The 13,805-nt window shown below is 40.6% G+C and carries 13 protein-coding genes; all 13 read left to right on the top strand.

Going from position 1 to position 13,805, the window contains the following annotated elements; translation table 11 throughout:
- Positions 1–34: 34 nt before the first annotated feature.
- The 13 genes from G7B18_RS00975 (at position 35) to G7B18_RS00915 (ending at position 13,654) form a co-directional block, all read left to right on the top strand.
- The gene (locus G7B18_RS00975) at positions 35–670 is read left to right on the top strand and encodes a hypothetical protein (protein WP_164121876.1); all 636 of its coding nucleotides are present in this window, start codon (positions 35–37) and stop codon (positions 668–670) included.
- Entirely contained in the window at positions 654–1,445 is a 792-nt protein-coding gene (locus G7B18_RS00970) for a LytR/AlgR family response regulator transcription factor (protein WP_164121875.1), read from the top strand. Before G7B18_RS00975 ends, G7B18_RS00970 begins: the two co-directional genes overlap by 17 nt.
- 28 nt (positions 1,446–1,473) lie before the next feature.
- On the top strand, positions 1,474–1,752 hold the full coding sequence (locus G7B18_RS00965; protein WP_164121874.1) for a helix-turn-helix transcriptional regulator: 279 nt from the start codon (positions 1,474–1,476) through the stop codon (positions 1,750–1,752).
- A gap of 380 nt (positions 1,753–2,132) precedes the next feature.
- The gene (locus G7B18_RS00960; protein ID WP_164121873.1) at positions 2,133–2,837 is read left to right on the top strand and encodes a DUF6266 family protein; all 705 of its coding nucleotides are present in this window, start codon (positions 2,133–2,135) and stop codon (positions 2,835–2,837) included.
- Positions 2,838–3,112: 275 nt separating this feature from the next.
- Complete coding sequence (locus tag G7B18_RS00955) at positions 3,113–3,379, top strand: hypothetical protein (protein WP_164121784.1); 267 nt, start codon at positions 3,113–3,115, stop codon at positions 3,377–3,379.
- Positions 3,376–3,816, top strand: a complete 441-nt coding sequence (locus tag G7B18_RS00950; RefSeq protein ID WP_164121872.1) for a DUF5675 family protein — start codon at positions 3,376–3,378, stop codon at positions 3,814–3,816. The genes G7B18_RS00955 and G7B18_RS00950 overlap by 4 nt, the downstream gene beginning before the upstream one ends.
- Positions 3,817–4,116: 300 nt before the next feature.
- Positions 4,117–4,686 carry an RNA polymerase sigma factor gene (locus G7B18_RS00945; protein ID WP_164111971.1) on the top strand — a complete coding sequence of 190 codons (570 nt, stop codon included), beginning with the start codon at positions 4,117–4,119 and terminating at the stop codon, positions 4,684–4,686.
- Positions 4,687–4,744: 58 nt separating this feature from the next.
- A complete protein-coding gene (locus tag G7B18_RS00940) occupies positions 4,745–5,908 on the top strand; it encodes a FecR family protein (RefSeq protein ID WP_164121871.1) in 1,164 nt (387 codons plus the stop codon).
- 29 nt (positions 5,909–5,937) lie between these two features.
- On the top strand, positions 5,938–9,276 hold the full coding sequence (locus tag G7B18_RS00935) for a SusC/RagA family TonB-linked outer membrane protein (RefSeq protein WP_164121870.1): 3,339 nt from the start codon (positions 5,938–5,940) through the stop codon (positions 9,274–9,276).
- Between the two features lie 7 nt (positions 9,277–9,283).
- Complete coding sequence (locus tag G7B18_RS00930) at positions 9,284–10,717, top strand: RagB/SusD family nutrient uptake outer membrane protein (protein ID WP_164121869.1); 1,434 nt, start codon at positions 9,284–9,286, stop codon at positions 10,715–10,717.
- 68 nt (positions 10,718–10,785) lie between these two features.
- On the top strand, positions 10,786–11,595 hold the full coding sequence (locus tag G7B18_RS00925; RefSeq protein ID WP_164121868.1) for a DUF4843 domain-containing protein: 810 nt from the start codon (positions 10,786–10,788) through the stop codon (positions 11,593–11,595).
- Positions 11,596–11,609: 14 nt separating this feature from the next.
- Entirely contained in the window at positions 11,610–13,121 is a 1,512-nt protein-coding gene (locus G7B18_RS00920) for a PKD-like family lipoprotein (RefSeq protein WP_164121867.1), read from the top strand.
- Positions 13,122–13,210: 89 nt separating this feature from the next.
- Positions 13,211–13,654 (top strand): TlpA family protein disulfide reductase, encoded by a 444-nt coding sequence (locus G7B18_RS00915; RefSeq protein WP_164121866.1) that lies wholly within the window; start codon positions 13,211–13,213, stop codon positions 13,652–13,654.
- The last annotated feature ends 151 nt before the right edge of the window (positions 13,655–13,805 follow it).

The following is a 13,805-nucleotide window of genomic DNA, read 5'->3' as shown; positions in this document are numbered from 1 at the left end:
ATTACTGATTGAATTGATACAGAGATATTTACAGATGCTGGTCGATTTCGTACGGCTCAGGATAGAGCAGAAGAAAGCAAAGGCAAGAGACTCCCAGTATGAGATGAATGCGCATCTGGAAGGCATACTGCTGGGCTTTGTCGCCAATGTAGAGGCAGAGCAGGGCAATTGGGACAATTATGAACTGATCTGTAAAGTGAATGACATCAAGAGCTATGCACGCCGTGTTCACCAGGGAGGGGAGGATTTGGTAAGTCTGGAGGAAGAGTGGGCCATGCTGTTGGTCATGATAGAGATCATCCATATCCGTGAAGGCCGTTCGGACCTGCTGCGCATCGAGATCGAGGGCGATTGGGACGGGCAGCTGATCCCGGGGGGCGTCTTGCTCACCCTGATAGAAAACATTGCGCAGTATGCGCGTTTTGACCGTCCGAATGCGGTTTATATCCGTCTGAAACTGTATTCCGGTGGATTTGAATACCAGAGTGAAAATGAGGTGAATGCGAAGCGTAAGCCTGTATTTGTAGCTTCTTCGGAACGAGGAAAGGGGCTGAAGTTGCTCCAGGAACGCCTGGAGCTGGTGCTGCCAGGCAAGTATCAGTTTGCTGCCGGCAGACAGGGCGCACTGTATCGGGTCCATTTAAAAATAGACTATGGCACACAAATCTAATCTGCCTAAACTAAAGATGCTCGTCGTCGACGATTCTCCGGCAGATCTAAAGACGATCTGTATGCTGCTATCCAGGCTGCCCTTTGTCCGTGTCGTCGCTAAAGAAACCTCCTCGCTAGGGGCTTATGACTATGCGCTCCATAATCCGATCGATGTCTTGCTATCGGATATGGTCATGGACGATCTGGATGGGATCAATCTGATCGAAGCTTTGCCTTGCCGACCGGAGGTGATATTTGTCTCGGCATACAGTGAAGAAGCAGCAAGATCTTATAAAAGCAGGGTGAAATACTGGCTGCAGAAGCCGGTATCATTTGCCCTATTGAAGCAAACCTTGGAGGAGATCTACGAAGTTTTTTCGGCGCAGTATCTTACAGGGCTACAGGACAGTATCTTCCTGAATATTATACAGGTCGAAGATGAAAAGTTGAAAATAAAGAGGAAGCTGCGCATGCGGTTCCGCTTTGACGAGATTTCGGCTTTTACAACAAATGAAAATTATACCCTATTGATCAAGACAGATGGAGAGCAATATTCTTTTCGCTCGACGCTGACCCAGCTCTTGCCTTTACTGGACGAAGCCCGGTTCAAACGGGTACACAAGGGCTATGTGGTCAATGTGGACAATTGTCTGTCGCTGGGGACGGAGGGTAAAAATAACATCGTATACGTAAAGGGCTATGATACGGCCATAACACTGAATGAATATGGCCTGAAGGTGATGAAGGTGGTTTTTGGGATGCCCGATGAGGAGTTGGATGCAGGAGAGGAATGAAGAGATAACCAATTAAACTTTAAGAACCATGAAAAATGTATTAAACAGGATCTGCTTGGCTATAGAAGCGATCTACCAATTATTATTGCGGAATGCCGATGCCGATCGGAACAAGCCTTCGCTCAGCGACCAAAAGCTGCTTGACATCGAGCAGGTGCTCCGCATACTGCGCATAGGCCGTACCACCTACTACCGCTTGGTAAATGCAGGCAAACTGGTGCCCCGAAAGATCGGCGAGCGGCACTGCTACTACCTCGAAGACCTGGAGGATATGATCCAGGAAAGTAAACGCCGCGGTAGGATCTAAGCAAACTTTATAGACTTTTTGTTCGACAGCTGTTCGACAGTTGTTCGACTGTTGTTCGACTGTTGTTCGGGACTGCTTCGGGACAGGTTCGGGAGCGCTTCGACTGTTGTTCGACTGTTGTTCGACATGCAGTCGAAGCCCACTCGAAGCCCACTCGAAGCGTTGTCGAAGCCCACTCGAACAAGGGGATACCCAGAGTCGGCCACGTCCCGTAGCGATGTGCATGCGCAGGGCATCCCTGATCGAAGCCCGTGGCATGAATCTACTTGCTGAGCCACTTTTTTTTGTGTTTTCTGGGACAGTCTGTTCCATATCGTCCCATCCAGTCCCATGTTGTTCCATTACTTTATGTTTTAGGTGATAAGACCCTAGTTTCGCTGTTGATATCACGAAATAGTTTACATGTAGACGATGGTTTAACAGTTTTAAAAAATCAAAAAATGGCAAGATTTTTAAAAGGAATTACAGGCGCTTATTCTGGGAAAGTAGGAAGCGTAATCGGCTCGAGTTGGCGTAATGTGGATTACGTACGTTCGCTTCCTAAACGGAGCAATAAGCCGGCTACCGAAGATCAGCTGGCCCAACGGGCACGCTTCGCACTAGCGGTGAGTTTCTTATCACCGATCAAGGATCTCCTCAAGTTGGGCTACTCGGATGCGATGCAGCCTCGCGCTACAGGCTACAACAAGGCGCTGCAGCATCTATTGGCTTACGGTATTACAGGGGCTTACCCAAGTTTCGAATTGGACTACGCTTCCGTAGTGATCGCTAAGGGTGGTCTGGCCAACCTGATGGGGGTGGCATGGACGGAGTCCGCTCCGCAGGAGATCAGCGTGACCTGGACGGTCGAGGAGAACCGATTCAATGCCTTTGCCGATGACTCGGTGATCCTCCTGATGTACAACAAGGAGAAGCAGTTTTTTAGCATCCTGGAGTCGGCAGTACGCAATGACGGCACCATGAGCTTTACCTTTCCAGCTGTCTATGCCGGTGATCATGTGGTCGGCTGGGTATTCACAGGACACCGGGATGGCGTAAAGACTTCGGTTAGCTATTATCTGGGAGAGATTGAAGTGAGTTCATAGCCACAGGGCCTAGTTCTTTTCTCTTGACAGAAAAGAACCAAAAGGTCAAGGCTTGGACGATTACGCTGAAAACACTTCTTAAGTCCTAAACAGCCCGGAGTCGTTTCACTTCTTCGGGTTGTTTTATACGGACTCGTCAAACTGTTTTCTGAACGCGTAACAGTCCTAGGCCAATGGAGCTATCAAGTTAAGTAGTGAACATGTTATCTAGTGAACGAGTTATCTAGTTTTTCAAGATAACAGGTTAACATGATAACAAGATAACAGAGAAAAACATGTACAAAATTCTAAAGAAAATAAGCGCAGTGGTACAGTTGGTGCTGCTGGCTCCGGTCAAGCTGCCTGGAAAGGCGCTGGGTATTATCAAATATGTCGCGCTGGGTCTGGGGATATTGGAGACGGTAATCAGTGAGGGGGTGGATAAGGGTGATAAGGGTGATAAGGTTGATAAAGGTGATAAGGGTGAGAAGGTTGATAAGGTTGATAAAGGTGAGGGGGTTGATGAAGTTGATAGGGATGAATTAGCTGAAGGAGAACCATGAAATTAACGGTTAAACGTATCAGGCAGGGGAAGAACAGTACCCTGTCTGAGATTTATAGGGATGGGAAGTTTTTGTGCTATGGGCTGGAGGATTTGGTGCGCGACAACAAGATCAAGGGGGCGACGGCTATTCCGGTAGGCACCTATCGGTTGCAGCTGAATACATACGGGGGGATGAATGCGCGCTACAAGCGGCGATTCCCGAAGCTACACCGGGGTATGATCGAGCTTATTGATGTGCCTAACTTCAAGTATATCTACATCCATATCGGCAACAACTTTGGCGATACCGCAGGCTGCCTCTTGGTCGGAGAGAGCTATGAGAAGGACGGTGATGGTGATTATTTGCTACTCCAATCTACTAAGGCCTATAAGCGCTTGTATGCGCTGTTGGTGGATGCTGTAGCGGAGGGAGAAGGGGAGGTCGCTATCAGATGACCAAAGGAAGCCTGGAAACTTTTCAGGCGAAAATTACCCAGGCTTCCTCTGGTCAATTGCCTTCAACGCTTCCGATTGCTCTTTGTTATTGGGATGGATTATAATGGGCCCATAATAGCGAGTTTACGAATTATTCTATCCACATTTTATGCCTGCTCAACATTTTGCTTTGGTGTAATAAAACCCTCGACTATCCAGCGATTATGTTGTTAAATAATATATTGGTTAATATTAGATCCGTTAATGTTGTTAACATTGTCCCAATAATATCTTATTTTTGTCCTACATAGGACCTCCCTAATGAAAGATCAATTGGATATACTAAATGATGTTGCCTTACTGCAGGAAATGGCGAGAGGCAGTACAAAAGCTTATGAACAGCTGTATGAACACTATTTTGATGATATTTACCAGCATGTTTTTTCTAAAATTGGAGAGGAGGAAGCTACTAAAGATATTGTTCATGAGATTTTTCTTAAACTCTGGGAAAAAAGAAAATACCATAATAATGTAGGGAATGTTAAAGGGTATCTATTTATGATTACCAAGAATCATATCTTAGATATCATAGCGCGCCACAAAGTACTTCAAAAATATTATGATTCTTTTAGAGGTTCTATAGGACTGACCGAAGGTACGGATCATTTGATACAGGAAAAGGAAATTAATAGGTATTTGGAAGAAGCAATCGATGCCCTTCCTGCTAAAATGAGAAATATATTTGAATTGAGTCGTAAAGAATTTCTTAGTCATAAAGAAATAGCAGATAAACTTGATATATCAGAAAAGACGGTCAAGACTCAGATTAATAATGCTTTAAAGGTGCTGCGTAAAAAACTTCATCCTTTTTTTCACTTTTTTTTATTTTAATCTACACCCTTCGCACGGTTACTTCGTCTTTATTACGTAACTGACCATAATATTTTTAATGAATCTAACGAAGGACGAATTTAGGGAACTTTTGCTGCGCTATAAGGACGGACTGTGTACCCCGCAAGAACGTCAATATATAGAAACTTGGTATCATAGCTATATAGATGATGCATTTGAAAATATTTCCTACGGTCGTATGCAGGCTCATAAGGCTGAGATATGGCATAAATTGGAAAAGCAGACCAAATCAAAATCAAGAATAATATTGTTGCATCCTTTTTGGAGGATGGCCGCTGCTAGTATCATAATTGTAGGCATCGCTTTAATAGGTTTGAGGCTTTATGAGGATGCACAATGGGTAGACTATCAGCAGGTCAATGCCATTGCGCCGGCACAGGAGGATGGGCAACTTATACTGGCTGATGGCGAGACCGTAAATCTCAATAAATTGGACAGTGGATCTATCCACACAGAAGATGGGATCATAATTGAACGTCAGGCGGATGGAGCTATATCTTATAGACATGAGGCAGGAAGTGATGTCGTTTTGGAAAATGAATCGAAGTACAACACACTGATAACGCCAAAAGGTCAAAAGTATACTTTATTGCTGACCGACGGTACTAAAGTGACCATGAATGCGGGTTCCCGTATTCGTTTCCCCAATCATTTTAATAATGACCAACGTAAGGTTTATGCACAAGGGGAGCTTTTCTTTGACGTGGCGCATAATGCTGCGCAGCCTTTTGTGGTAGAAACGGACAACCAACAGATACAGGTGCTAGGTACAAAATTTATAGTAGACGAGTTTGAAGAAGGGCAGATGATAAAAACATCATTGATTGAAGGTCGTGTGCGTTTGTCGGCATTGAATAGTAATAAGTCCCTTTTACTTGCTCCGGGCCAACAAGGGAGATTGACTACAGATGGATTGACTAAATCTAACTTTAACCTTGATCTGGAAACAGCTTGGTTAAATGACGATTTCTTATTTATCGAGGATAGCCTCTCAGAAATATTTAAGGAGTTGGAACGCTGGTATGCTATAGATACAAAATATGAGGAAGGCCTGGGCAAACTTAATTTCTCTGGAGCTATCTCACGAAAAAAATCTTTGCAGGAGGTGCTTACAATAATGTCATCGACCGGAAAGATAAAATTCGAAATGCGCGGCAATACGCTATTGGCTCGTCTTGCTGATCCTGTAGATATAAAATAATAAATAAATAACTAACCTATAATATCGTAATGAAAACTAATCCAATTGACTTTAAAAAGGTCTTGGGGTCGGTGGTGCATTGTGTAATAAAACGACCACTTTTGACCCTACTGTTAGCTATATCTCTTCAGGGATTCGGCTACGCACAGATAACATTAAAAACTTCGGGCTCTCTGGAGTCGGCTCTTTTTTCAATCCGAAAGCAGTCGGGTTATGATCTGTTCTATGAAGCGAAGGATCTCAAGGGGATAGGTAATATTCGTGTTGATTTACAAAATGTGTCCGTAAAAGAATCGTTGGACTATATTTTTAAAGGGCTTCCGCTACAATATCGTATTACCAATAAAAGTATCACCATACTCCGCAAACCGGTGGATAACAATGGAAAATCGGTTGTATCGACACAAAAGCACATCGAGGGAAAAGTAGTCGATGAAAATGGTAGACCGATCAAAGGTGCATCGATCCGTGAAAAATCGAATCCAAGAAATGCTGTCTTGAGTAATGAAGAAGGTAGCTTTATCCTACCCATTACCTCGCTAAACGAGCAATTGATTGTATCCTACATAGGGTTCGATTCTCAGGAAATAAAGGCTACCATGGATTTAAATAAAATGACGGTACGTTTGGTGCCCAAGTCTAATGAAGTGAGTGAGGTAATAATAACGGGTATGATGGAACGTAAAAAAGAAAGCTTCACAGGGGCTACTTCTACATTTACGGGCGAAGAGTTAAAAATGGTCGGAAACCAGAATATTATCGCCGGTTTACGCGCACTAGACCCTTCATTTATTCAAGTAGAGAACAATAGCTTAGGATCAAATCCTAATGCGTTGCCTACACTGGAACTGCGGGGGCAAACCAGTATTACTACAGAAGGTTTGCGGGATGAGTTCTCCCATGATCCCAATCAGCCCTTATTCATATTAGATGGTTTTGAGACCAGTCTACGTACTATTGTCGACCTTGATATGAATATTGTACAATCTGTTACTATTCTTAAAGATGCAGCATCGACCGCGACTTATGGATCGAGAGCATCCAATGGGGTCGTGGTAGTCGAAACCATCAAGCCTAAATCTGGCAAAATTAAATTGTCGTACACGGCTGACTTAAAATCAGAATTTCCAGATTTGAACAGCTACAATATGATGAATGCTGCTGAAAAATTGGAGTTTGAAAGACTATCAGGTAGATATTATTCTAGTAAAGCAGACGAACAGCTGAAACTGGATGCACTCTATAATTCACGCCTCGAAAATGTATTAAGAGGAGTTGATACTTATTGGTTGAACAAGCCTTTACAAACAGGCTATTCCCACCGGCATTCCATCAGCGCAAGAGGTGGTGAAGGGGCTGTAGTTTTTGATGTAGGTGTTAATTATAAAAATACGCAAGGTATAATGATAGGCTCGGGGCGACAAGATTATGGCGCTAATATGAATCTTTCGTACCGCAAAGGTAAATTTAATATCTCCAATAGAACTTTTATTGTAGGTTATTCTTCTGAGGAATCTTCTTATGGAAGCTTTGCAACTTGGGCAGAGGCAAATCCCTATCATGAATTTGCAGATCCATCGGTTCGATTTTTATCCCAAGCTGTTGGTTTTAATCAAGGAAAATCTATAAATATTTCGAACCCGATGTACAACGCAGCACTTAATAGCTTCGACGAATCTTCCAATTTTAATATTAATAATAATATTCAACTGCAATACACCATTGACAATAATTGGAAAATAACAGCTAGTGGTCAGATAAGCAAAGCAAATACGGTGGATAAGGTCTTTATATCTCCTTTAAATACTTCGTTTGAACAGATCGAGTATAATCTAAAAGGTAGTTTGGATCAAACACAAGTAAGTCTTTTTAATTATACAGCGAATGCGATGCTTACCTATGCGAAGCTATTTGGTGCCAAACATTCCGTGACGACAAACTTACGGGCAGAGGTAGCTAATAATAAGGGGGTTTTAGACGGATTTAAGGTCTTAGGGTTTCCTTCTGCTTCAAACGGTAATCCCGCATTTTCGTATGGATACGGAAGCGGGGCTAGACCTCTTGCCTCTACCAGCTTATCTAGACGTCAATCTTTTACAGTTTCTGGAAATTATTCTTACGATCAACGCTACAATATGGATGTTAACTATAGTGTAGATGGATCAACCAATTTTGGTTCTGATAATCCCTATTCTTCTTACTACTCCTTGGGTTTGAGCTGGAATGCGCACAAAGAGTCTTTTTTACAGGATATCACTTGGCTACATAATTTAAGAGTACGTGGAAATGCTGGTTTGACCGGAAATCAGAATTTCAATAATTCGAGTGAGACGATATTTCAGTACAATAGCGGGATCAACCGCTTCGGACAAGGAATTTATTTTTCTACACTGGGCGCTCCAGATCTTAGACAGCAAAGGACCATACAGACAAGTGTAGGGCTAGACGCATCGTTGTTTAAAAATCGTTTCAATATGCAATTAAATGCCTATAATAAGAAGACAGATCCTCTTGTGGTTGCTATTACTCTACCTTCATCAACAGGTTTACGATCATATCCTTACAATGTAGGAACATCTACTATCAAAGGACTGGAGATGATTCTTAACTATTCACCTATTTTTAAACCTGCCGATCGAGCTGTATTGACTTTCGGTGTTACAGGTGCGGTTTCGGATCAAAAGTATAGTAATTTTAATAATACGCTAAGAAGTCTGAACGAGAAACTTTTGACCAGTAATTCCATGGTGCGATTCCGTGATGGGTACAGTCCGCGGGATTTATGGGCTGTGAAGTCATTGGGGATTGATCCAGGAACTGGCCAGGAGGTTTTTTTGACCCAAAATGGGGAAAAAACGTTTAACTATAGCCCGGATGATATAGTCGTGGTCGGAAATTCGCAACCACTTGCTGAAGGAGTGCTTAGAGGATCTTTGTTGTATAAAGGCTTCTCCGCAAACGTATTTGTACGGTTTATTCTTAACAGAGATTTTATGAATACAGCCTTGTACAATAAGGTAGAAAATATTTCGAATCAAGGACTAGAGTTAAACCAAGATCGTAGAGCTTTATATAGTAGATGGCAAAACCCTGGCGACCATGCACAGTTTAAGGCTATTTCAACAACTTCTACCACACCTATATCTTCTCGTTTTGTGCAGAAGGAAACGACATTCACCGGTGAGTCTATTAATCTAGGTTATGAATTTACTGATAAAAAATGGTTAGATCGGATGATGTTATCCAATGTGAGGCTGTCTGCCTATATGAATGATATATTTTATAGCTCTACTGTACGCCGCGAAAGAGGTATAGATTATCCTTTCGCTCGTTCTGTATCGATGAGTTTATTTGCAACATTTAAGTAGAATACCAATGAAAAATATTAGAATATTATTGTCTCTAGCTAGTTTGTTTTTTATACTTTCTAGTTGTTCGAAATGGCTGGATGTGAAGCCAGAGGATAAGTTTATTGAAGAGGATGTGTTTAGTACGCCGCAAGGGTTTTACGATGCATTAAATGGTATCTATATGAACTTGGGCAAATCAAGTTTATATGGTAGTACGCTTACATTAGATGTCCCAGATGTGCTTGCTCGCATGTATGCAATTAATTCATTGCGGCCAGATTTTAGAAGGCCTTTGAATGCATACAATTACGAAGAGGAAAACGTGCAAAAAACTATTGATAGAATATGGTCTGAGATGTATGCAAATATTGCTAACATTAATGTGTTTATTAGCAACCTGGAGCGTAAGGGAGCAGTATTGGATAAGCAATCTTTGGCAATTATGAAGGGGGAAGCCTTGGCAGCCAGGGCATACCTCTATTTTGACCTGCTGCGTATGTTTGCTCCGGCATATGCTGTCGATCCACTAGCCGAAAGGTTACCATATTACGATAAAGTAAGTAGTGAGATTGTTTCATATTCCACGACTAAAGATGTTCTTGAAAAGATTCTGATTGATCTCGAACTGGCTGCAGGCATATTGCAAGCATCAGATCCTGTAATGGATTTGCCGCTAGTGGATTTAACAGGAGGGAAGGTCGAGTTAGGAGAGAAGCCCTTCTTGACATTCAGAAACTATCACTTTAATTATTATGCAGTTAAAGCTTTAGAGGCGAGAATTCATTTGTATAAAGGAGACAAAGCTGATGCATTAGCAGCAGCCGAAACTGTAATAGGTGCAAAATCAAAGTTCCCATGGGTGACGGTTCAAAATTCGACTTCAAACAAAATTTTCTCTACGGAAATGTTATTTGGCTTTGAAAATACTGATTTATATAACAGATATAGGGCTTTATTTGCTCCTTCGCTAGACGATAATACCATTTTAGCAGCCGGAACTAATGATAATTTTTTAAAGAATATTTTCGAAAATTGGGAAAATGATCTTCGGTTTGGTAATCATTGGGTGGAGTCAGGAGGAAAAAATTATAAAGTTTTCATTAAATATCAAGAACCATCTGGCTTTCTTTTAAATTATAAAAATACCGTACCGGGGATTGGTCTGGCAGAGGTGTTTTTAATAGCAGCTGAATGTACACCGGATTCTAATAAAGCATTGACCTATTTGAACGAACTATTGACCAATAGAAAATGTGATGTTATCGCAGATCCTAATGGGGTAAATGATCGTATTGGAAAAGAATATAGAAAGGAATTTTATGGTCAGGGACAACTTTGGTTCTACTATAAAAGAAATCAAGCCTCCTCCATATTAGATGCGACTAACAATACAAATTATTCGATCAGGGAGTCTGTATTTACATTCCCTATTCCATTATCTGAAACAGAACCAAGATAAGGCATGATGAATCTTATATTGCAATTGAAAGTAAATAAATCAGTCAACTGAATGATAACTAAATTAAGATGAAAAATATAAAATTTCTATATAGTCTATTGCTCGCTGCAGTCTGCTTGTCATCCTGTAAGGAGAAAGAGTTGGAACTTTATAATAGTTCTAGTACCATATATTTTGAAGGTAAATTCGTTGGAAAACGATACCAGCCCTTTAGCGATTACTTTTATTCTTTTGGATACACCAATACAGAAATAAAAGTAGATACTTTCAATATTCATGTTATGGCGACCGGTGAAGTGAAAAATAGGGATAGAACGTACTTGATAGAATTTGATCCTGCGAGTACCCTTAAGGAAGGTAGGGATTACGAATTCGTGAATAAAGAGTTTGCGATAAAAGCCAACAAGGTGTCGGATACAGTACAGATTAGACTTTTGAGAAATAATGTAATGACAATGGAAGCCTTGAATTTGAAAATGCGCTTAAAGGCTAACGCTAATTTTGTTACAGATTTTCAACCGGAGGATATCGAAACCACAACTGCCTCTCCATCCACAACATTTAATGATTTTACCTTATATGTGGATGATATCGCTGGAGCACCTTTTTTCTGGGATAAAAAAATTAATCCAAGTGGCGCTCAAATAATGATCACGTATTTGGGAGAATATAGCTCTAAGAAATTTCAGCTACTGATTGATAGATATGATTTGGATATTCCAACAGTAACATCTCCTGGTTTTAGACCTAGTATTCCTATGGTTTTTTCTTGGGCTTTTGGAACTCAGGGGTACCTTAATGAAATGAAAGCGAAGGGGACGACGGTTTACGAAGCCGATGGCGTTACGGAGATGAGGATGGGACAAGCTGTAAAATAATAAATGATACGAAGATGAAAAATAAAATATTATACCTACTGTTAATGGTTCTTTCTGTATTTACTTCTTGCAGAAAAGATTTGGGTAATTATGAATATACAGAGTTGGATAGTTTGGTGATTTCTGGTGTTGAAGAAAGTTATACCGGTTATTTAGAGATCAACTTAGAAATTAATCCTGAACTTAATTTTGCAAACGGGAGAGATTTTAAAGATAAAGAGTACAGCTATGAATGGTTTACCATCGTTGGAGCGGATAAGAAAGTACTGGCCCAGACCCAAAAATTAAATAAAAAGTTGAACGAGCTGGAGCCGGGCAAACATGAATTGTACTTTCGAGTTACAGAATTAAGTACCAAACGGTTTTGGGAGATTTCGTCCGAACTGACTATAACGACCAGAATTGCCGATGGCTGGTTGGTGCTGAATAACATCAGCGATACGGCAAGATTAGATATGCTCCATTTTAATAGTACGACCAAAAATTATGAATATAATAAGAACATACTTGCTGAATGGAGTAAAATAGCATTAAAGGGAAAACCTAAATTGGTTTATTTCGTCTATAACTACGATCCATTTACATCAAAACCTACAGCACGGATCTATGTGGGTAGTGATCAGGAGACGTATAGCATTGACAACACCAACAGGGTCTGGACTTCATACCGCAATTTAAAAGAAGAAGTATTCAGACCCACAAAGGTAGGTTATCATGCACAAGTTATTCGAGGAATGGGAAGTAGCAATAGAGTGTATATGTTGGATAGTGATGGCGTGGTTGGATATGAATACCCAATAAATGGTTATACTTATGGTCCGACAATTAATCGATTGAATACGGGGGTACAGCTTAAAGTTTCAAAGTATATTGCTGAAAAATACACGAATACGAATCCGTATTTATTGATGTACGATACGGATAATAAGCGCTTTATTACCCATGAAGGAACTAATCGAGCTAGCTTGGTGCCTTCATCTTCATTGCCTGATGTTTTAAATCCAGCTAATGTCGGTGATGATCTGCTTTATATGGAATCCGTTCGTTTATCCAGTATTCAGTTTTATGCATTATTTCAAAATCCTACAACAAAAAAGTTGCGCTTGTTGCGTGCTACAAATCCAAGTAGCGGTGTTCTTAGACCATTAGCATTTGATGATGTGGAAAGTACGTTCGGTATTGAATCGGCCGACTTTTATGCGGTTGATCCAAATTATGGATATTTAATATTTGCTAAGGGGAACAAAGTCTTTCAATACGATCCTTTTAATAAGGTGTTTAAAACACTACTCGATGTAGGAAATCGCTCCATATCGCTAATTAAATTTCAACGTATATTACAGGTTTTCAATAATGTCCGTTACAATGAGTTCGGGTCTAAGTTAATGGTTTGTACTTACGATCAAGCTAATCCGAACAGCTCTGGAAAAATGGAGTTTTATAAAATTAATCTTTCGGACACTCCTGTATTGAATGAAGTATACGAAGGGTTTGGGAAGATTGTAGATGTATCTTATAGACAGTAAACAATTGAAATATCAACGAGTTTTGTACATAAAAACGAACGCATAAAGGCTAGCTATTTTATAGGAAAACTGAATCATACTATTCACAAATGAAAAAAGGTATTGAGATGTTAGAAGCAGAACTGGCCCTAATCAAGAATGATACATTAAAAGGTGATGCTTTGTTGTCGTATTTAAAGATGCAAAAAGAGTATCCCAATTATAAAATTGCACAAGATAAATATAAGCAGTACCTATTGACTGAAAGTCAGGTTAAGCAAAATAGGCATATACGAAACGAAATGGCTCAACTCCAACCAGGAGATCCAGGCTTGAATTTCAAATTTGCTGATCATAAGGGTAATGAAGTGCAATTTTCGGACTTGAAGGGGAAAGTGGTGTTGGTCAATGTATGGGCAACATACTATAAAATTACGGGGATTCCTAGATTTATGATTTTTGATAAAAAAGGCGAAATAGTGACGATCAACTCTCCACGTCCATCAAATCCTCAATTGAAGGAATTATTGGAAGAATTATTAAAAGAAGATTAGTCGTATGATGTACTCCTGTTTAGTGCGAAGCACAGGAACTCATGGGTACCACATATGACATTTAAGAACAAATAAAACTACATATGAAATATCCATGTAGCAGTAGCTGCACAAACACGAATAACCGCGGAGTAGCATGCCTACCTTTTCG

Source organism: Sphingobacterium sp. xlx-130 (genome assembly GCF_011007405.1).
GTDB classification, from domain to species: Bacteria; Bacteroidota; Bacteroidia; order Sphingobacteriales; family Sphingobacteriaceae; genus Sphingobacterium; species Sphingobacterium luzhongxinii.
The sequence above is the reverse complement of the archived record's forward strand: the minus strand, read 5'-3'. Positions and strand labels throughout refer to the sequence as shown.

What these genes read in the sequence shown, in the direction of transcription:
- G7B18_RS00930 (WP_164121869.1), top strand. Translation starts at nt 9,284, where the DNA reads ATGAAAAATATTAGAATATTATTGTCTCTAGCTAGTTTGTTTTTTATA.
- G7B18_RS00945 (WP_164111971.1), top strand. Translation starts at nt 4,117, where the DNA reads ATGAAAGATCAATTGGATATACTAAATGATGTTGCCTTACTGCAGGAA.
- G7B18_RS00955 (WP_164121784.1), top strand. Translation starts at nt 3,113, where the DNA reads ATGTACAAAATTCTAAAGAAAATAAGCGCAGTGGTACAGTTGGTGCTG.
- G7B18_RS00915 (WP_164121866.1), top strand. Translation starts at nt 13,211, where the DNA reads ATGAAAAAAGGTATTGAGATGTTAGAAGCAGAACTGGCCCTAATCAAG.
- G7B18_RS00975 (WP_164121876.1), top strand. Translation starts at nt 35, where the DNA reads ATGCTGGTCGATTTCGTACGGCTCAGGATAGAGCAGAAGAAAGCAAAG.
- G7B18_RS00940 (WP_164121871.1), top strand. Translation starts at nt 4,745, where the DNA reads ATGAATCTAACGAAGGACGAATTTAGGGAACTTTTGCTGCGCTATAAG.
- G7B18_RS00920 (WP_164121867.1), top strand. Translation starts at nt 11,610, where the DNA reads ATGAAAAATAAAATATTATACCTACTGTTAATGGTTCTTTCTGTATTT.
- G7B18_RS00970 (WP_164121875.1), top strand. Translation starts at nt 654, where the DNA reads ATGGCACACAAATCTAATCTGCCTAAACTAAAGATGCTCGTCGTCGAC.
- G7B18_RS00935 (WP_164121870.1), top strand. Translation starts at nt 5,938, where the DNA reads ATGAAAACTAATCCAATTGACTTTAAAAAGGTCTTGGGGTCGGTGGTG.
- G7B18_RS00950 (WP_164121872.1), top strand. Translation starts at nt 3,376, where the DNA reads ATGAAATTAACGGTTAAACGTATCAGGCAGGGGAAGAACAGTACCCTG.
- G7B18_RS00965 (WP_164121874.1), top strand. Translation starts at nt 1,474, where the DNA reads ATGAAAAATGTATTAAACAGGATCTGCTTGGCTATAGAAGCGATCTAC.
- G7B18_RS00925 (WP_164121868.1), top strand. Translation starts at nt 10,786, where the DNA reads ATGAAAAATATAAAATTTCTATATAGTCTATTGCTCGCTGCAGTCTGC.